The sequence below is a fragment of the Streptomyces sp. DSM 116793 genome, from assembly GCF_057320905.1.
In genome coordinates, this window is record NZ_CM170494.1 from 3,474,038 (window position 1) to 3,492,108 (window position 18,071).

An 18,071-nucleotide genomic window follows, 5' to 3' on the forward strand; every position below is an offset into this window, starting at 1 on the left:
CACGCCCAGCGACCCACCCCGCGGACCCGCACGCCACCCGGGGCACCCGCCCACCCTCACGAGCCGGACAGGCGGCCCCACGGACGAGCCCGACAGCCCGCCAGAGAGACGAGCCGGACAGCAGCCCCGCGGACGAGCCCCCGCGGACGAGCCGGGCGGCCCCTCACGCCCCCGTGAGCCCCCCACTCTCGTGCCCCGTGGCCGTCCACTCCGCAGGCACCGTCAGCGGCGCCTCGGTGTAGAGCCGGCGGGCGGCGGGCACGGCCGGGCCCTGGCCGGGGCCCGCGGGCAGCGGGGCGACGCCGTCGGGACCGGCCGGGGCGCCGTCGCCCGGACCCGTCCGGGCGAAGAGCGCTCTGATCGGGTGCCACAGCTCGTCGGGCCGCAGCGGGGCGGTGCGCCATATCAGGCCGTCCGGATGGTGCAGCACCGCCGTGACCTCGTCGGGGGTGGGCGGATGGGAGTTCCCGCGGAGGTAGACCGACCGCAGCCCGAGATTGCGGAGCCGGGTCAGAGCACGGGAGCGGTTGGCCGCGTGCACCAGCACACGGACGGTGCCCCCGTCGCCACCGCCCGTGCCCGGGCCCCCGGCACCGACCAGCACAGCGGCACCCGGCACCCCGGCGCCGGGCACACCCGCACCGCCCGGCACACTCGCACCGCCCGGCACACCCGCACCGCCCGGCACATCCGCACCGGCGCCACGCGCCGCACCCGCGCCCCCCGGCCTGGGCAGGGTCAGGGCGACCACCACCGTGCCGTTGGGCAGCTTGCAGAACCCTCCTTGGGCCATTCCGGTCACACCCCCGTGAGACGTCGTGTCAATAAGGAACCCACAGGACGCACCTAAACACGACCGGCCGCCGCCCCGCTAGTGGGCAACGGCCAATCGCGCTCTGACCTGCGTAAACAGACGATTACCGAGGGGCTGCGGCCACCTGGACGGTGATCGTGGAGCCGCTTGCCGGCTCCTTTTTGATCTTGATCTGGGTGCCGGTGTCAGGAACCTTCACGCTTCCGGTGGGGTTCTCGTCCGACCAGTAGGACCGGTTGTGATCGTCGAAGACGGGCACCCCGGGACGCGACGTGATCCTCAGCGGGACATCCGCCTTGTGGAGGGTGATCGCGTCCGTGGGCCGGGTGCTGAAGGAGGCGTCGAACGGCTGGTACTTGTTCCGCAGGACCGTGCCGTCCCGCCACTTCAGCGGGGCCGGGTGGGCGTCGACCGGCAGGATCAGGCCCTCGCCCGGGTGGACGCTGGTGTTGTTGTCCGCCTGCGAGGTGTCCCAGAGCCAGACCATCAGGCCGTTCTGGTACGGGAAGTGCTCGACCCAGTCGGGACGCGCGGCGGAGCCGAAGTTGTACGGGCCCACCTTGAGGGTGGTGTCGTACGACACGTACTGGCGGTTCTCCGCGATGTAGTACTCGTCGTAGTCCTTGGTGAAGGACCCGCCGATCCGGGAGAAGCCGGTCGCGGTCCAGCCGCCCGCGTCGCCCTCGGCGTCGTCCGCGAAGAGCGGCGTGCCGTCCGCGGTGATGGTGAGGTCGTCCGCCGCGAAGCCCTTCTGGGCGACGCCGCCGTCGGTGGCGTACCGGAAGCGGAGGTCGATCTTCTGGCCGGCGTAGGCGTCCAGCGGGAAGTCCAGCTTCTCGTAGCCGCCGGAGGTGCCGGTGAGCGCGGGGCGGTCGCCGCCGTCGCGCGGGAGTGCCCTGCCGTCCGCGGTGCCGTCCAGCGGCGTCCAGGTGGCGCCGCCGTCCGGGGAGACCTCCGTATAGAGGTAGTCGTAGTTCTCCTCGATGTCCCACCAGCCGGAGAGCGACAGGTCGGCCTTGGCGGCGCCGGTGAGGTCGACGGACCGGGTGAGGGTGTTCCTCAGGTCGTCGCCCATGCCGCTCCACCACTGCTTCTCGCCCTGGGCGGGCGGCACGATCGTGGTGGTGACGGACTTCTTCGGCAGCTCGACCACGAGGGCCTGCGGGCCCGCGGTGTTGTACTCCGAGACGCCCAGCTTGTGGGTGGAGGCGGTGGCCGCCGTGGCCTCGTCATAGTTCAGCCAGCCCAGTTGCAGCTTGTCCCAGGCGGTCATGTCGCCGGGCAGGTCGCCGATGGCGTTCCTGCCGGTGCCCAGCCAGGAGCCCGCCGACATCAGCGACCAGAAGCCGACCGAGTTGTCGTCGGCGCCTGTGGTGTCGTAGAGGTCGGGAAGGCCCAGGTCGTGCGCGTACTCGTGGGCGAAGACGCCGAGTCCGCCGTTCTCCGGCTGCATGGTGTAGTCGCCGACCCAGATGCCGGTGTCGCCTATCTGGGTGCCGCCGGCCTTGTTGCCTGCGGGACCCGACAGGCCGGCCTGGTCGCCGTACGCGTACCAGCGGTGCGCCCACAGGGCGTTCGCGCCCTGGACGCCGCCGCCCGCGGACTCGTCCTCGCCGGCGTGCACGATCTGGAAGTGGTCGATGTAGCCGTCGGGCTCGTTGAAGTTCCCGTCGCCGTCGAAGTCGTAGCGGTCCCAGGTGTCGTACCGGGCGAGGTCCGCCTTGATCTGCTCGTCGGTCCTGCCCTGCGCCTTCTGCTGCCCGACCCAGGCGTTCACGCCGTCGCGCACCAGGTCCCAGACGTTGGCGCAGTTGGTGTCACCGCAGTAGTCGGAGCCGTAACGGGCCTCGTTGTACGGGACCTTCACCCAGTCGGACACCTCGCCGTCCACCGAGTAGCGGCCCGAGGAGGTCTTCTCGTAGTACGTCTTCAGGGATTGCTTCGGCCCGCCCCGGGCGTCCTCGCCGGTGCCGAAGTAGAGGTCCTGGAAGTGCTGCCGGCCGTAGTCGGCCTGCCAGGCGGTGCTGTTGTCCCGGCTGCGGTCGGGCTCGGCTATCTCGTTGTGCGCGGGGCCCGGGTCGCCGCCGTACTTCACGGCCGGCGGCTGGGGTCCGTCGGGGCCGTCCGGGTCGTACGTCGTGGTCTCGTCGACCTTGTCGCCGAACTCCGCCAGGATGGTGAATATCCTGTCGGTCTTCTCCCGGCCCAGCTCGACGTACTTCTTGTCGTCGAGCCTGACGACCTGCGAACCGCCCCGCTCGGTCACCTTCTTCCCGCCGGCCAGCACCTGCCTCAGCGCCGACTCGCGCAGCTGCTCCTGCTGCTTGGTGAAGGGGCCGTCGAGGTTGTCGCTCCGGTCCCTGCCGGCCGCCGGGTCGTGGCGCGCGGCCGCCGCCACGGCGGTGGGGGACGCCGCGGTGGCCTGCGCCGTGCCCGCGTTGGCCGATAACGCCGCGGTGGCCGCGGCGAACGCCGCGACCACCGCGCCTGCTCTGAACGTCCGTCGTCTGCTGTGCATACCGGGAACTCCTCCCCCCGTGGCCGCGTGGGCGGTCAGGGATTCTCGATCGGGGGCCCGTCGCGATCTACGCGCGTGCGAGTCCCGATATTCGACCGGAGTCTTCGGAGAAAAGACAGTCCTTGACGTGGACAGGGCGGCTGTATTAGGGGCGGCTCGCCGGCTGTTCCGGAGCGTTCGTTCGGTGGACGTGATGACTCCGTGCGCCCCCTGTGCACCGGCACCGTGGGTGAGTCGATGCTTACCTGTGGTGCCGCTCGGGCATCAGCCGAGTAGGAGTCAGTGGACGGTGCGCTGGCGCATGCCCTCATGGCGTCCGCGCCGGGGTGCCCGCGTGCCGGCCCGGGCTCGACAGCCGCATATCCGTGTGCCCGAAGGCCCGAGCCCGCCCGGGCCCGAGTCTTCTGGCCTGTCGTCAGCGCACCCCCCGAATCGCGCTCCCGAGGACGGATCCCCGCCATGCCTCGTCCGACCGCCGCACAGTTTGCCTACGGGTTCTGCACCGTCGTGCTGTCCACGCTCGCCATGCTGCTGCTCTCGCAGACGTCGTCCGGAGTGGGGGTGGCGGTCATCGCCCTCGCCGCGCTCGGCCTCGGTCTGCTGGTGGCGGTGACGGTCCCGCTGCCGCGCGGCGCGCGGGCGTCGTCCGGAGAGCGGGGAGCCGGCCGGCCACGCGGGGCCGAAGGGGCGTCCGAGGGGACGGCCCGGGAGGCCGCCGCGCAGGCGGGGGCGGAGGCGGAGGCATGGGACGGGCGGCCGGATGCGGCCGCCGCTCCTTCCGTCCGGCACGCCCAGGGCCGGCGGGCGCACGGCCGGCGGGTGCGGGTGCCCTGATCCGCTGCCGGGCACGCGGGTGCGCCGGACCGTGGGCCCGGGACGTACGCGTGGTGCCGCGGCGTCCGGGCGCGCGGCGCGGGCCCCGGTGCCGCTCGGTGGCCGTCAGACGATACTGACGACCACCGTCTTGGCGGCCTTGTCGTGCAGGCCCTGCTTGTAGGGCCGGTCGAAGAACGACCAGCCGCCGCTGATCGCCGTCCAGACGAAGGCGCAGCAGAAGGCGAACGGCACCCACAGCACCGCGGCCCGCGCCAGGGAGGTCTGGAGCGACGGCGTGGAGCCGTCGCTCAGGTTCGCGACCCGCAGCTTCAGCAGCCGCTTGCCGAGGGTCTGGCCGCTGCGGGAGATCAGGACGGTGTCGTAGGCCATGTAGAGGACGGCGGTGATCAGGGACTCGCCGAGGGACCTGCCGAACTGCATCCGGCCGTTGATCTCGTACGCGGCGACGCCCAGGGCCAGCGAGATCAGCCACACCACGACGCCGACGAGGACGATGTCGATGATCCTGGCCAGGACGCGCTTGCCGCTGGGGGCGAGGGGTGGCATCCCGGCGAGGGGGTCGGGTGAGCCGTAGACCCCGCCGCCGCCGAAGGGGCCGCCGAACGGTTCCCCGCCGCCGGGCGGTGGGCCGTTCCCGCGCCGGCCGCCGAAGGGGCCGCTGCCCATCCAGCCCCCGCTGCCCGGCCCGCCGTCGATGCCACCGGGTGCGCCGGGGTCACCGGTCCGGCCGTCCTCGGGCGGCGGCCGTTCGGGACCGCCGCCCCCGGCGCGGGCCCACCCCGAGCCGGCGTCCCCGGCGAGCGGACGCGCGAAGCCGCCGTGGCCGGCCTGGGGCCGCCCGGCGGCGGCCCGTGCGGACGCCGGTCCGGGGCTGCCGTTGACGGAGGTGGGCCGGGCGGTGCGGGCGTGCGAGGCCCTGGGGCGCCGGGAAGCGCCGTCCCCCGCGGGGGGCCGCCCGCCTCCGGTGTCGCCGGGGCCGCCGCCGCCCGCCGCTCCGGGGCCGTCCGCGCCGGCGTCCGGCACCCACGCGCCGCCGGGTGGTCCGTCGGACGCGTGTTCTCCCCCTCCCGTGGGTGCGCCGCCGCCGGGGGGTGAGGTGCCGCCCTTCGGCGGCCGGCGGCGGGTGAACGGGTCGTCTTCGGGTGGCTCGCCGGGGCCCGGGGACGGTTCGTTGCTCATGGCCCGAGTCGACCCCGAACGGTCCGCGTCCGCACTCGGCGGGCCGCCGTCCGGATGAAGCGGGCACCTTGCCGGCGGGGCTCGGCCGGCGGGGGCCGCGCCCCCACGTCCTGCCGGGGGCCGCACCCCCACGTCCTGCCGGGGGCCGCACCCCCACGTCCTGCCTCCCGGCCACCGGGCCGAGCCCCCTCCGGTCCCGTCCCCTCGCCGAACACCGGCCGATGGGATCTGAGCGCGCCCACGCGGCGGAGCCTCCTCCACTGCCTCAAGGCGCGGGAGGTGCCCCCAGGTCACCGCCCCGCGGACCTCGCACCGGAGGCAGACCTCCACCCTCCCGCCACCCGGCAGCCCACCCCCACCCCGCCAGGGGCGCGGGGAACCGCGCGAGAAGCCCGCACACATCCGCAGCGGACCACCGGGGGCGAGCCCCCTCCGGCCTCTCCCCCGGCCACCCGCCGGCGGAACGCGCGGGTCAGGACGCGACGAACGTGTGGGCCGTCTTGTCGTGCCAGCACTGGCGCCACGGGCGGTCGAAGACGCACCACAGGACGCCCACCACGCCCACCACCAGCAGCCCGAGCACGCTGTAGACCAGCCAGCGCCGGAGGGCCGCGGCGAACGACGGCGGCTGGTGGCCCTCGATGTCGCGGACCTGCAGTCCGCAGAGCTTCTTGCCGAGGGTGCGCCCCCACTTGGCCGTCGGCACCGCCTCGTAGAGCGCGCCGAAGACCAGTAGGACGGCGAGCACGATGCCCAGGGAGGTGCCGGTGGTGCCGTCGAGCAGCCAGACGGTGACGGTCTCGCCGGACAGCCTGGCGGCGTCGATCTTGTCCTGGATGTGGTCGATCGCCCGGGTGCCCAGCGGCACGGCTGCGACGGCGGTGACGGCGGCGAGCACGACCGTGTCGACCAGCCGCGCGGCGAACCGTTTCCCGAGCCCCGCCGGGCGTGCCGAGGCCTGTGCCTGCGCGGCCGCCAGGAACGGATCGCTGGTCGGCGGCTTCCACGGCACCACGGGCTCGTCGCCGCCGCCCGCCCCCGCCGGGGCCCCCGGCGCCTGGAGCGTCGCCGGGGTCCCCGGCGGGTGGGCTCCGGGCCACGGCTCCGAGGGCCCCGCCCCCGGCTGCTGCGGAAGGTAGGGCACGGTGCCGGGCGCCGCCGGGACGCCTGCGACGGTGGGGCCGCTGGTGCCGGTCGTCTGCGGGCCCTGCGGGCCGCCGAACCGGCCGGGTGCCTGGCCGCCGGGCCCGGGCGGCGCCGGCAGAGGGGTGCCGCCGGGCGTGGCGGACTCGGGGCCCGCGCCCGGGCGTACGGCGCGGATGGTGACCGTACCGGTCTCGACGGGACCGCGCGGCGGGGCCGGGCGGTCGCCGGAGGCGGGGTCGGCGCCGTCGTCGGGACGGCGGAAGACCACGGTGCCCTCGGGGCTGCCGCCCGGGCCCCGGTCCTGCTCGCCGGTCCCCTGGCCGGAGCCCGGGGCGCCCTGCTGGGCGGCCCGGATCTGCATGGTGCCGTCCGTCCTGGCGCCCCCGCCGGTCTCCCCGCGCGGTCCGCCTCCGCCGGTCTCCCCGCGCGGATGCCCTGCTGCGCCCGTCTCCCCCGACGGCCCGCCGCCCCCGCCGGTCTCGCCCTGTGCGGGCTCCGGGGCGTGCGGCACACGGGGGTCGGCGGCGCCGGAGGTGCCCCAGGACACCCGGCGGTCCTGCTCGCCGCCGAAGCCGGACTGCCGGGAGGCGTCCGCCTGCCACGCCGTCGCCGGCTCGGGCCGGCTGCCGTGCGGCGCGCCCCGGTCGCCGGACGTGCCCTCGCCGGGGGCGGTGCCCGGGCCGCCCGCCGACGTCCCGCCGGCCGGCCCCTGTTCGCCCGTGCCCTGCGTCTGACCGGTCTCCGGGGTGCTCTCCTCCCAGCCCTGCGCCGCGGGACCGGTCTGCTCGGGGATGCCGGGGTGCGGCACCGGGGCGGCGGGCTCCACGCGGTCGTGGGCACCGGACTGCTCCGGGATGCCCGGGTGCTCCTGGTCCCCCGAGACCTGCTGCGGGATGGCGGACCCGGGCGGCTCCTCGTCGAAGAAGACGGGACCGGTCTCCTCCACCGGCGACGGAGCCGCACCGGCACCCGGCGGGCGCGGCAGGGTCTCGCCGGCGGCCGGGGCCGGACGGCTCGTGCCGGGCACCCAGGCGGCACCGTTCCAGTAGCGGACGTATCCGGGAATGGACGGGTCCGGGTAGTAGCCCTCGCGGGGCCTGTCGTCGCCGGGGGCCGGGGTTGGGGCGCTCATGTCCGTCGTCCCGTATCTGCTCGGGGATCTGTGAGGGTCCACATCTATCAGACCTGTGCGCAGGCCTGGGCCCGTGTGGCCGCACGGACCACTTTCCGGGCAACGGCACCGCCCCCGCCCGTTCGACGGCGGCCCCCTGGGACGTCTGGGCGGGCCCTCGCCCCGCGCGGCGGCCGGTCGTGCGCGCGCCGTCGCGCGCCGGGTCGCGCCCGCCGCGCCCTGCGCTGAGCAGAAAAATTCTCCGAACCCGCGTAATGCTCACGCCGTTGCGCGCTCTGTGAATGTGCGGGCCCGTTTCACGGGCGCCGTCGCGACAGCGTGGCCGGGGGCCGCCGGCCACACGACCGAGGAGAGGAAGGCCGCGACATGCACACCGTGGTGGAGCGCGAACTCGAGTTGAGCCTTGTTCTATCGCCCGAACGCAGCATCCCGGTACCGGCACTGTTCAGCTACCGCACCGCCGACCCGTATGCCGTCCACGTCACCTTCCACATCGGCTCCGACCACCCGGTGCACTGGACGTTCGCGCGGGAGCTGCTGGTCGAGGGGGTGTTCCGGCCGTGCGGGTACGGGGACGTACGGGTCTGGCCGACGAAGGTGCGGGACAGGCGCGTGGTGCTGATGGCGCTCAGCTCGCCGAACGGCGACGCGCTGCTGGAGGCGCCTGCTGACGTGGTGTCCGTCTGGCTGGAGCAGACCCTGCGGGAGGTGCCGCCGGGCGAGGAGCCCGAGCGGCTCGCCATCGACAGCGGACTCGCGGCGCTGCTGGCGGCCGCGGCCGCCGACGACGTCCGGGTGGCCGACCCCTGGCCGTCGGACGACCCGGGGGACGGTGAGTGACCGGCCGGGCGGGGGACGTCGCGCGCCCGGCGCGCGACGTACGCCAGGGGGCCGCGGGACCACGGTGCCCGCGGGCCCGGGTCAGAACAGCTTGCCGGGGTTGAGGATGCCGTGCGGGTCGAACGTCTTCTTGATCGCGCGCTGCATGTCGAGGCTCACCGGGCCGACCTCGCGGGCCAGCCACTCCTTCTTCAGCACCCCGACGCCGTGCTCGCCGGTGATGGTGCCGCCGAGTTCCAGGCCGAGGGCCATGATCTCGTCGAACGACTCCCGGGCCCGGCGGGACTCGTCGGGGTCGGAGGCGTCGAAGCAGACGGTGGGGTGGGTGTTGCCGTCCCCGGCGTGGGCGATGACGCCGATGGTGAGCTGGTTCTTGTCGGCGATGCGTTCGATGCCCTCGATGAGCGCGCCGAGCTGTGAGCGGGGCACGCAGACGTCGTCGATCATCGTGGTGCCCTTGAGCGCCTCCAGGGCCGTGAGCGAGACGCGCCGCGCCTGGAGCAGCATCTCGGACTCCGCCAGGTCGTCGGCGGGCACGACCGAGGTGGCGCCCGCGGCCTCGCAGACCGCGCCGAGCGCCGCGAGGTCGGCGGCCGGGTCGGGGGTGTCGAAGGCGGCGAGCAGCAGCGCCTCGGTGCTCTCCGGGAGGCCCATGTGGGCCATGGCGTTGACGGCGCGCAGGGTGGTGCGGTCCATCAGTTCGAGCAGCGAGGGGGCGTGGCCCTCCGCCATGATCCGGCAGACCGCGTCGGACGCGTCCGCCGCCGAGCCGAACTCCGCGGCCAGCACGAGCTGGGCGGGCGGCTGCGGCTTGAGGGCGAGCACGGCGCGGACCACGACGCCGAGGCTGCCCTCCGAGCCGACGAACAGGCGGGTCAGGTCGTAGCCCGCGACGCCCTTGGCGGTGCGGCGGCCGGTGCTCATCAGCCGCCCGTCGGCGAGCACCACGTCGAGCCCGAGCACGTACTCGGCCGTCACCCCGTACTTGACGCAGCACAGGCCGCCGGAGGCGGTGCCGATGTTGCCCCCGATGGTGCACATCTCCCAGCTGGACGGGTCCGGCGGGTAGTAGAGGCCGTGCTCGCCGACGGCCTTCGAGAGGGTGGCGTTGATGACGCCCGGCTCGACGACGGCGATCCGGTCGACCGGGTTGATCTCCAGGATGCGGTCCATCTTGACGAGGGAGAGCACGACGCAACCGTCGGTGGCGTTGGCCGCGCCGGACAGTCCCGTCCGCGCGCCCTGCGGCACGACGGGGACGCGCAGCTCGTGGGCCGTGCGCAGGGTGTGCTGGACCTGTTCCACGGTGCGCGGCAGCACGACGGCGGCCGGGGTGCCGGCCTCGCAGAAGCTGGCCATGTCGTGGGCGTAGGAGGCCGTCACGTCGGGGTCGGTGAGGACGGCCTCCTCGGGGAGGCCGGAGCGGAGGCGTTCGACGAGAGTGGGACTCATGATCACAGCGTCGCACCCGGCGCCCCCGCTGTGAACCCCCGCACGCCCCACCCGCCGGTGGGGGGCCGTGCGGGCAGTCCCCCGCGCCCCTGAGCGGGCCGGGGCGGAGCCCCGGACGAGGGGGAGGCCGGGCAAGCGGGGCTAGAGATTGCCGCGGAGGGCCTGTTCTCGTTCGATCGCCTCGAAGAGGGCCTTGAAGTTGCCCTTGCCGAAGCCCAACGACCCATGCCGTTCGATGATCTCGAAGAACACCGTCGGCCGGTCCTGGACCGGCTTGGTGAAGATCTGCAGCAGATACCCGTCCTCGTCGCGATCCGCGAGAATCCGCAGCTCACGCAGTGTCTCGATGGGCACCCGGGTCTCCCCGACCCACTCCCCGAGGGTGTCGTAGTACGAGTCGGGAGTGTCCAGGAACCGCACACCCGCCGCACGCATGGTGCGTACGGTGCGCACGATGTCGTCGGTGGCGAGCGCGATGTGCTGGACGCCCGCGCCCCCGTAGAACTCCAGGTACTCGTCGATCTGCGACTTCTTCCTGCCGACCGCGGGCTCGTTGATGGGGAACTTCACCTTGAGGGTGCCGTCGGCGACCACCTTGGACATCAGGGCGCTGTACTCGGTGGCGATGTCGTCGCCCACGAACTCCTTCATGTTGGTGAAGCCCATCACCGTGTTGTAGAACCCGACCCACTCGTTCATGCGGCCCAGTTCCACGTTGCCGACGCAGTGGTCGATCGCCCGGAAGGTGCGGTGCGCGGGCGGCGGCACGAGGGGGTCCGCGGCGGCGTACCCGGGCAGGTAGGGGCCGGTGTAGCCGGACCGCTCCACCAGGGTGTGCCGGGTGCTGCCGTAGGTGGCGATGGCGGCGAGCACCACGGTGCCGTGCTCGTCCTCCACCTCGTACGGCTCGGCGAGGCCGCGCGCGCCGTGCGCGGTGGCGTAGGCGTACGCGGCGCGGGCGTCGGGCACCTCGATGGCGAGGTCCACGACGCCGTCGCCGTGCTCGGCGACGTGGGAGGCGAGGAACCGCCCCCAGTCGGTGGCGGGCTTGATGACGGACGTGAAGACGAACCGCGCCGAGCCGTTCTCCAGGACGTAGCCGGCGGTCTCACGGCTGCCGTTCTCGGGGCCCGCGTAGGCGACGAGCCGCATGCCGAAGGCGGACGAGTAGTAGTGGGCGGCCTGCTTGGCGTTGCCCACGGCGAAGACGACGGCGTCCATGCCCTTCACCGGGAAGGGGTCGGCCTGCCGTGCGGTGTCGGGGGTCCGGGTGTGCGCTGGGGTGTGCGCTGATGTCGCTGCCATGGCGTCAGGTTCTCGCCGTTCCACAAGGTGTGCAACAGATCACGGATTCACTGGGCAGAATGCCCAGCGGTACGGCACCATGGCCGGACGATCTGTACAGGATGACCACACCGATTATCGCTCCGGAGGACGCGTTGGCGATCGATCGTCTGGACGGCAGGCTGCTGGTGCTGCTGGCGCGGGAGCCCAGGATCGGCGTCCTGGAGGCCTCCCGGCGGCTCGGCGTGGCCCGCGGCACCGTGCAGGCCAGGCTCGACCGGCTCCAGGCGAACGGCGTGATCCGTGGTTTCGGACCCGAGGTGGACCCGGCCGCGCTCGGCTACCCGGTCACCGCCTTCGCGACGCTCCAGATCCGGCAGGGCCAGGGCGCGGACGTCCGCGCGCACCTGGCCACCGTCCCCGAGGTGCTGGAGCTGCACACCACCACCGGCAGCGGCGACATGCTCTGCCGCCTGGTGGCCCGCTCCAACGCCGACCTGCAGCGCGTGATCGACCGTGTGGTGGGCATCGACGGGATCGTGCGCGCGTCCACCGCCATCGTCATGGAGAACCCGGTCCCGTTCCGGATCCTCCCGCTGGTCGAGCAGGCGTCCCAGGACGCCTGAGCCCGCGGGGCGCCCCGTGCCCCGCCCGCGCCCCGCGCCCCCGCCGGGTCACGGTGCGTGCGGAGCGCCCGCTCGCGGCCGCCGGCCGGGCCACCGGCGCGCGGCGCCCGAGCCCCCCGCGCCGCGCCCGGCCGGGGAGCGGCCGCGCGGGGGCACCACCGGTTGCAGGAGTCTTCCGCGCGCCACCGGCAATACGAGACCCATGACCCATGGATCCGTGAACAGACCGGGCGGGCAGGTGGTGCAGTGAGCTTCTGGGACTATCTGGCGGGCCGTCACCAGCAGTTGCTGTACGACGCGTACCAGCACGCCTCCGCCGTCTTCCAGTGCATGGTGGTGGCCACCGCCCTCGGTGTGCTGGTCGGCGCCCTGACCTACCGGAGCGAGTGGGCGGGCTCCCTCGCCATGGCCACCGGCTCCACCCTCCTCACCGTCCCCTCGCTCGCCATGATCGGGCTGCTGATCCCGCTCGCGGGTCTGGGCGTGGCGCCGACGGTGATCACGCTGACCCTGTACGGGCTGCTGCCGATCGTCCGCAACTCCGTCGTGGGCCTGCGCGGGGTGGACGCCACCCTGGTGGACGCGGCGAAGGGCATCGGCGTGTCCCGCACGGCCCGGCTGCTGCGGATCGAGTTGCCGCTCGCCTGGCCCGCGATCCTCACCGGGGTCCGGGTCTCCACCCAGCTCCTGATGGGCATCGCCGCCATCGCCGCCTACGCCTCGGGCCCCGGCCTCGGCAACGAGATCTTCCGCGGAATCGCCTCCCTGGGCAGCCGCAACGCCCTCAACCAGGTGCTCGCGGGCACCCTCGGCATCGTCGTCCTGGCGCTGCTCTTCGACGCCGCCTACGTCCTGCTCGGGCGGCTGACCATCCCCAGGGGGATCCGTGTCTGACACCGCGCCGGAAGGCACCCCGCCCGACCGCCCCACCGGGGGCCCGGCCGAGCGCCCCGCCGAGCACCGCACCGGGGGCCCGGCCCGGCCCCTCGACCGGGAACCGGCCGCCCGCCCGGCCGGCGGCACCACCATCGAGCTCGAAGGCCTCACCAAGCGCTACCCGGGCAGCCGGGCCCCCGCGGTCGACCATGTCACGCTGGGCATCGGGGCCGGCGAGACGGTGGTGCTGGTCGGCCCGTCGGGCTGCGGCAAGTCCACCACCCTGAAGATGATCAACCGGCTGATCGAGCCGACGTCCGGGCGGATCAGGATGGGCGGCGAGGACGTCACCCGGATCGACCCGGTGCGGCTGCGCCGCAAGGTGGGCTACGCGATCCAGTCCTCCGGTCTCTTCCCGCACATGACGGTCGCCCAGAACATCGCCCTGGTGCCGAGGATGCTCGGCTGGCCGAAGGCCCGGGTGCGGGAGCGGGTGGCCGAGATGCTGGACCTGGTGGGTCTCGATCCCGGCGAGTTCCAGGGCCGCTACCCGCGGCGGCTCTCCGGCGGCCAGCAGCAGCGCGTCGGCGTGGCCAGAGCGCTGGCCGCCGACCCCCCGGTGCTGCTGATGGACGAGCCGTTCGGCGCGGTCGACCCGATCACCCGGGACCACCTCCAGGACGAGCTGATCCGCCTCCAGCGCGAGCTGCGCAAGACCATCGTCTTCGTCACCCACGACTTCGACGAGGCGATCAAACTGGGCGACCGGATCGCGGTACTGCGGGAACACTCGCACATCGCGCAGTTCGACACCCCGGAGGCGATCCTCACCAACCCGGCCGACGACTTCGTCTCCGGCTTCGTCGGCGCGGGCGCCGCGCTGAAGCGGCTCAACCTCACCCGGGTGCGGGACGTGGAGGTCACCGACTATCCGACGGTGACGCTCGACGACCCGCTCCAGGAGATCTTCGACCGGCTGCGCTCGGGGAGCACCAACGAGCTGCTGCTCCTGGACCGGCGCCGCCGGCCGTACAAGTGGCTGCGCCGCGGGGACCTGATGCTCGCCAAGGGCTCCCTGGCCCGGGCCGGCACGCCGGTGCAGGACACCGTGACGCGGGACGCCACGCTGCGGGACGCGCTGGAGGCGGTGCTCACCGACAACGCGGGGCGGGTCCCGGTCACCGGGCGGCACGGTGTCTACACGGGCGTCGTGGACGTGGAGACGCTGATGAACTCCGTCCACGAACTCCTCGCCGCCGACCGCCTCGACGCGCTGGACAGCCGGCACGAACTGGAGGAGCGGCGCCGCCTTAGGGCGCACCGGGCACCGGACGGCGACGCGCTCGGGGAGGCCCCGGCATGACGGCGACGCCCTCGCGCACGGACGGAACGGGTGGGTACGACGGGACGGACGGCAGGGGCGGGACGGACGGCAGGGGCGGGACGGACGAGGCGGCGCCGGGGTCGCCGGCCACCGCGTCCGCCGGCGCCGGCGGCGGGGAGCCGGCCCGCATCACCTGGCGGAAACTCGTCGTCCTCCCGTCGGTGCTCGCCGTCGTCCTGCTGATCACCTGGCTGTGGTTCCGCGGCGCCCACCTGGACGCGATCTCCCGGAACGCGCTCGCGGGCGGCAACGTCCGGGTGCGGCTGTGGCAGCACATCGAGCTGACCGCGATCTCGACCTTCTTCGTGCTGATCATCGCGATCCCGCTGGGCATCCTGCTCACCCGGGGGCCACTGCGCGCGGCGGCCCCGGTGGCGCTGGCGGTGGCCGCCGTCGGGCAGGCGGTGCCGGCGCTCGGCCTGCTGGCCCTGCTGGTGATCCGGCTCGGCATCGGCATACGGGCTGCGCTGATCGGCATCGTCGTCTACGCGGTGCTGCCGGTGCTCGCCAACACGGTCACGGGCCTGCGCGGCACCGACCCCACGCTGCTGGAGGCGGCCCGCGGCATCGGCATGTCGCCGATCGCCGTCCTCGCCCGGATCGAGCTGCCGCTGGCCGTACCGCTGATCCTGGCCGGGGTGCGCACGGCGCTCGTGCTGAACGTGGGCACGGCCACCCTGGCCACGTTCGGCGGGGGCGGCGGCCTGGGCGACCTGATCACCACCGGCATGACCGACCAGCGCATGCCGGTGCTCTTCCTGGGCTCGCTGCTCACCGTCGTCCTGGCGCTGCTCGTCGACTGGCTGGCGTCCCTGGCGGAGCTGGCGCTGCGGCCCCGCGGATTGGAGACGGGCACATGACGTACCGGAGAGAGCGCAGGGGCGACGGCACGGCGCAGGGCGGCGCGACGACGGCCCGCCGCCGCGCGATGGCCGCTCCCGGTCGCGGCACGGCTCCCCGCCGCGGCACGGCTCCCGGCCGCGGGACGGCACCCCGCCACGGCACGGCTCCCCGCCGCGTCCCGGCGCTGCGCGGGACCGCACACATGGCGCTGGCCGCCGCTCTGGCGGCCGTCCTCACCGCCTGCGGTCTCACCAGCGGCTCGCCGATGGTCGACTCGGTCGCACCGGGAACGGTCGGCGCGGGCCGGCCGCTTCAGGGCGCCACGCTCACCGTCACCTCGAAGGAGTTCACCGAGCAGCTGATCCTCGGCGCCGTGCTGGGCATCGCGCTGGAGGCGGCCGGGGCGAAGGTCGTGGACCGCACCGGCATCCGGGGCTCGTTCGGCGCCCGCGCGGCCGTCCAGCACGGCGACGCGGACGCCTCGTTCGAGTACACGGGCACCGGTTGGATCACCTACCTCGGCCACACCAAGCCCGAGCCCGACCCGCACAAGCAGTGGCAGAAGGTCCACGACGGCGACCTGCCGGGCGGCCTCACCTGGCTGCCGCCCGCCGACCTCAACAACACCTATGCCCTGGCGCTCAACCCCGCGAACGCCCGCAAGTACGGCACCCGCACCCTGTCGGACGTGGTGCGGCTCGCGAGGAAGGACCCCGGCGCGGTCACCGTGTGCGTGGACGGGGAGTTCGCCGTCCGGGAGGACGGCCTGCCCGGGATGGAGCGGGCGTACGGCATGCACCTGCCCGCCGGGCGGATCCGCAGGATGGACGCCGGCATCGTCTACACCCAGGTCGCGAAGGGCTCCTGCACCTTCGGCGAGATCTTCACCACCGACGGCCGCGTCAAGGCCCTGCACCTCAGGGTGCTCAGGGACGACCGGCACTTCTTCCCGAACTACAACGCCGCACCGCAGGTCAGCACGGCGACACTGAAGAAGTACCCCGCCATACGCGGCGTCCTCGCCCCGATCACCAGGAGGCTCACCGACGCGGTCGCCCAGGACCTCAACGCGAAGGTCGACGTGGACGGTCAGGATCCGCACCAGGTGGCGCTCGACTGGATGGTGAAGGAGGGGTTCGTCAGGAGATGAGGGACGGCGACGGGGCCCGCGGGGCTCCGTCGCCCCGGCACCCCGCGCCCCGGCACCCCGCGCTCCTCAGCAGCTCGGCACCGGTCCGCCGGACTTCAGCGCCCGCAGCGCCTGGATCGCGCCCTTGAGGGTGGTGACCGGGACCACCCTGAGCCCCTTGGGGAGTTCCGTCCGCGCGTCCGAGCACTCCGCCTTCGGGACCAGGAAGACGGTGGCGCCGTCCCGCCGGGCCGCCCGGGTCTTCAGGGCCACCCCGCCGACGGCGCCCACCGACCCGTCCGAGGAGATCGTCCCGGTGCCGGCGACGACCCGCCCGCCCGTGAGGTCGCCGCCGCTGCCGTCGCCGGCCACCTTGTCCACGATGCCCAGCGAGAACAGCAGTCCCGCGCTGGGGCCGCCGACGTCCGCGAGACGCAGCCGCACATGCACGTCGGAGGGCTTCCTGCCGAGGTAGGAGAGCGCGGCCGTGGTGGCGCTGTCCTGCGACTCCCGCATCTCCTGGGCGGTGCGCCGCTCGCTCTGTCTGGTGTCCCCGCCCGGGTAGACGGAGTCGTGCGGCAGCACGGTCCGGTCGGTGCGGAACCACCCGTCGACCACGTCCCCGAGGTACACGTCCGTGTCGGGGCCCGTCGCCGCGATCGTGGTCATCCTGAGCTGTCCCGTGGTGTGCCGCGTGGGCGTCCCCGTGACTCTCACGACCTCGGCCCCCCGGTAGGAGCCCAGCACGTTCGCGGTGATCCCGGGCTGGGCCACGGAGAAGGGCAGCGGAGCGAGCACGGCGGAGGCGATCAGCCCCACCACCGGCACACCACAGACGACGAGGGCCTTGCCCCGGCTCAGACGAAACACGCCCCCAATCTAGAGCACCGCCGTGTGGGGCCGCGCCCGGCAGGGGCGCGGGCAGCCGCGCCGGTGACCGGCGGGATCCGGGACCGTACCGGCCACCGGCGGGATCCGGGACCGTACCGGCCACCGGCGGGATCCGGGACCGTACCGGCCACCGGCGGGATCCGGGACCGCGCCGGCCACCGGCGGGATCCGGGACCCGTCAGCGCAGCGCGTCCGCCACCTCGCGTGCCGCGTCCACGACGCGCACGCCCACCTCCTCCGGCACGGAGTCCGAGAGCATCACGACACCCACGCTGCCCTCCACCCCGCTCACCCCGAGCAGCGGCGCCGCGGCCCCGCTCGCGCCGGTCTCCAGTTCCCCGTACGTCAGCGTGTAGCCCGGGTCCTTGGCCAGGCCCTGCCGCGCGGCCAGGATCGCCCGCCCGGCCGCTCCCTTGTCCAGCGGATGCCGGATGCCCGTCCGGTACGCCACGTGGTAGTCCGTCCAGGTCGGCTCGACGACGGCGACGGCCAGCGCCTCAGTGCCGTCGACGAGGGTGAGGTGCGCGGTGGCCCCGATGTCCTCGGCGAGCGAGCGCAGCGCGGGCAGCGCTGCCTCGCGCACCAGCGGGTGCACCTGGCGCCCGAGGCGCAGCACCCCGAGCCCCACCCGGGCCCGGCCGCCCAGGTCGCGGCGGACGAGGGCGTGCTGTTCGAGGGTGGCGAGCAGGCGGTAGACGACGGTGCGGTTCACGCCGAGCCGGGTGGACAGCTCGGTGACGGTCAGGCCGTGGTCGGTGTCGGCGAGCAGCTTGAGGACCCTGAGGCCCCGGTCGAGCGTCTGGGAGGTCTCCGCGGTCACGACGCCCACTCCTTCGGTGGTGAGGGTCGACGGCCCCTGCGTGGGAGGGTGCGCCGCCGGTCCCGTGGACGACGCGCTCCAGAGGCCGCCGGTCGGTCAGCGACCCGGGGGCTGTGGCCGAGGTCCCGTATCGGGTCGCGCAGGCACCGGCTGCGCTCCGCGGCTGCGCTGCCACGGGGCGTGTGCGTAGCCGGACAGTAGCGAGCCGGTTCGCTCAGCGGAAGACTCCGTCCAGAATCCGGTCAAGGGGGTGGGCGTTCCGCCCATGTTCGCCCCTCTACGTACGGCCTACAGCATGTG

Annotated in this window: 14 protein-coding genes and 1 pseudogene; 7 read left to right on the forward strand and 8 right to left on the reverse strand. The window is 74.1% G+C overall.

All coding sequences use genetic code 11. The features are described 5' to 3' along the window. Window positions 1-340 precede the first annotated feature (340 nt). Together ACSMXW_RS13555 and ACSMXW_RS13560 are read right to left on the reverse strand one after the other, a co-directional pair. Window positions 341-619 (reverse strand): annotated as a pseudogene (locus tag ACSMXW_RS13555) (hypothetical protein); the annotation flags it as partial. 298 nt (window positions 620-917) lie between these two features. Next, the gene (locus ACSMXW_RS13560) at window positions 918-3,332 is read right to left on the reverse strand and encodes an immune inhibitor A domain-containing protein (protein ID WP_485806474.1); all 2,415 of its coding nucleotides are present in this window, start codon (window positions 3,330-3,332) and stop codon (window positions 918-920) included. Window positions 3,333-3,791: 459 nt separating this feature from the next. On the opposite strand from ACSMXW_RS13560, the gene ACSMXW_RS13565 reads away from it, so the two are divergent. Continuing rightward, window positions 3,792-4,166: a hypothetical protein gene (locus ACSMXW_RS13565; protein ID WP_485806476.1), complete on the forward strand. Its 375-nt coding sequence runs from the start codon at window positions 3,792-3,794 to the stop codon at window positions 4,164-4,166. A gap of 105 nt (window positions 4,167-4,271) precedes the next feature. Here ACSMXW_RS13565 and ACSMXW_RS13570 read toward each other — a convergent pair whose 3' ends face one another. Both ACSMXW_RS13570 and ACSMXW_RS13575 read right to left on the reverse strand, forming a co-directional pair. Further along, complete coding sequence (locus ACSMXW_RS13570) at window positions 4,272-5,348, reverse strand: RDD family protein (RefSeq protein WP_485806478.1); 1,077 nt, start codon at window positions 5,346-5,348, stop codon at window positions 4,272-4,274. 472 nt (window positions 5,349-5,820) lie between these two features. Further along, entirely contained in the window at window positions 5,821-7,626 is a 1,806-nt protein-coding gene (locus ACSMXW_RS13575; RefSeq protein ID WP_485806479.1) for an RDD family protein, read from the reverse strand. Window positions 7,627-7,992: 366 nt separating this feature from the next. On the opposite strand from ACSMXW_RS13575, the gene ACSMXW_RS13580 reads away from it, so the two are divergent. After that, window positions 7,993-8,466: an SsgA family sporulation/cell division regulator gene (locus tag ACSMXW_RS13580; protein ID WP_485806481.1), complete on the forward strand. Its 474-nt coding sequence runs from the start codon at window positions 7,993-7,995 to the stop codon at window positions 8,464-8,466. An 81-nt stretch (window positions 8,467-8,547) separates the two neighbouring features. Here ACSMXW_RS13580 and ACSMXW_RS13585 read toward each other — a convergent pair whose 3' ends face one another. Together ACSMXW_RS13585 and hppD are read right to left on the reverse strand one after the other, a co-directional pair. After that, window positions 8,548-9,918, reverse strand: coding sequence for an FAD-binding oxidoreductase (locus tag ACSMXW_RS13585; protein ID WP_485806483.1), 1,371 nt, complete (start codon window positions 9,916-9,918; stop codon window positions 8,548-8,550). A 141-nt stretch (window positions 9,919-10,059) separates the two neighbouring features. After that, the gene (gene hppD, locus ACSMXW_RS13590) at window positions 10,060-11,223 is read right to left on the reverse strand and encodes a 4-hydroxyphenylpyruvate dioxygenase (protein ID WP_485806485.1); all 1,164 of its coding nucleotides are present in this window, start codon (window positions 11,221-11,223) and stop codon (window positions 10,060-10,062) included. Window positions 11,224-11,357: 134 nt separating this feature from the next. Here hppD and ACSMXW_RS13595 point away from each other — a divergent pair, with 134 nt between their 5' ends. The 5 genes from ACSMXW_RS13595 to ACSMXW_RS13615 all read left to right on the forward strand — a co-directional run bounded on the left by ACSMXW_RS13595 (window position 11,358) and on the right by ACSMXW_RS13615 (window position 16,081). After that, window positions 11,358-11,828 carry an Lrp/AsnC family transcriptional regulator gene (locus ACSMXW_RS13595; protein ID WP_485808000.1) on the forward strand — a complete coding sequence of 157 codons (471 nt, stop codon included), beginning with the start codon at window positions 11,358-11,360 and terminating at the stop codon, window positions 11,826-11,828. Between the two features lie 246 nt (window positions 11,829-12,074). Further along, complete coding sequence (locus ACSMXW_RS13600; RefSeq protein ID WP_485806486.1) at window positions 12,075-12,722, forward strand: ABC transporter permease; 648 nt, start codon at window positions 12,075-12,077, stop codon at window positions 12,720-12,722. Between the two features lie 133 nt (window positions 12,723-12,855). Continuing rightward, the gene (locus ACSMXW_RS13605) at window positions 12,856-14,067 is read left to right on the forward strand and encodes an ABC transporter ATP-binding protein (RefSeq protein ID WP_485808001.1); all 1,212 of its coding nucleotides are present in this window, start codon (window positions 12,856-12,858) and stop codon (window positions 14,065-14,067) included. After that, window positions 14,064-14,948: an ABC transporter permease gene (locus ACSMXW_RS13610; protein WP_485806488.1), complete on the forward strand. Its 885-nt coding sequence runs from the start codon at window positions 14,064-14,066 to the stop codon at window positions 14,946-14,948. The genes ACSMXW_RS13605 and ACSMXW_RS13610 overlap by 4 nt, the downstream gene beginning before the upstream one ends. 185 nt (window positions 14,949-15,133) lie before the next feature. Then, complete coding sequence (locus tag ACSMXW_RS13615; RefSeq protein ID WP_485808003.1) at window positions 15,134-16,081, forward strand: glycine betaine ABC transporter substrate-binding protein; 948 nt, start codon at window positions 15,134-15,136, stop codon at window positions 16,079-16,081. A gap of 66 nt (window positions 16,082-16,147) precedes the next feature. Here the strand turns inward: ACSMXW_RS13615 and ACSMXW_RS13620 are convergent, their stop codons facing one another. Together ACSMXW_RS13620 and ACSMXW_RS13625 are read right to left on the reverse strand one after the other, a co-directional pair. Further along, window positions 16,148-16,939 (reverse strand): S16 family serine protease, encoded by a 792-nt coding sequence (locus tag ACSMXW_RS13620; RefSeq protein ID WP_485808005.1) that lies wholly within the window; start codon window positions 16,937-16,939, stop codon window positions 16,148-16,150. A gap of 190 nt (window positions 16,940-17,129) precedes the next feature. Next, complete coding sequence (locus ACSMXW_RS13625; RefSeq protein WP_485806490.1) at window positions 17,130-17,771, reverse strand: IclR family transcriptional regulator; 642 nt, start codon at window positions 17,769-17,771, stop codon at window positions 17,130-17,132. Window positions 17,772-18,071 lie beyond the last annotated feature (300 nt).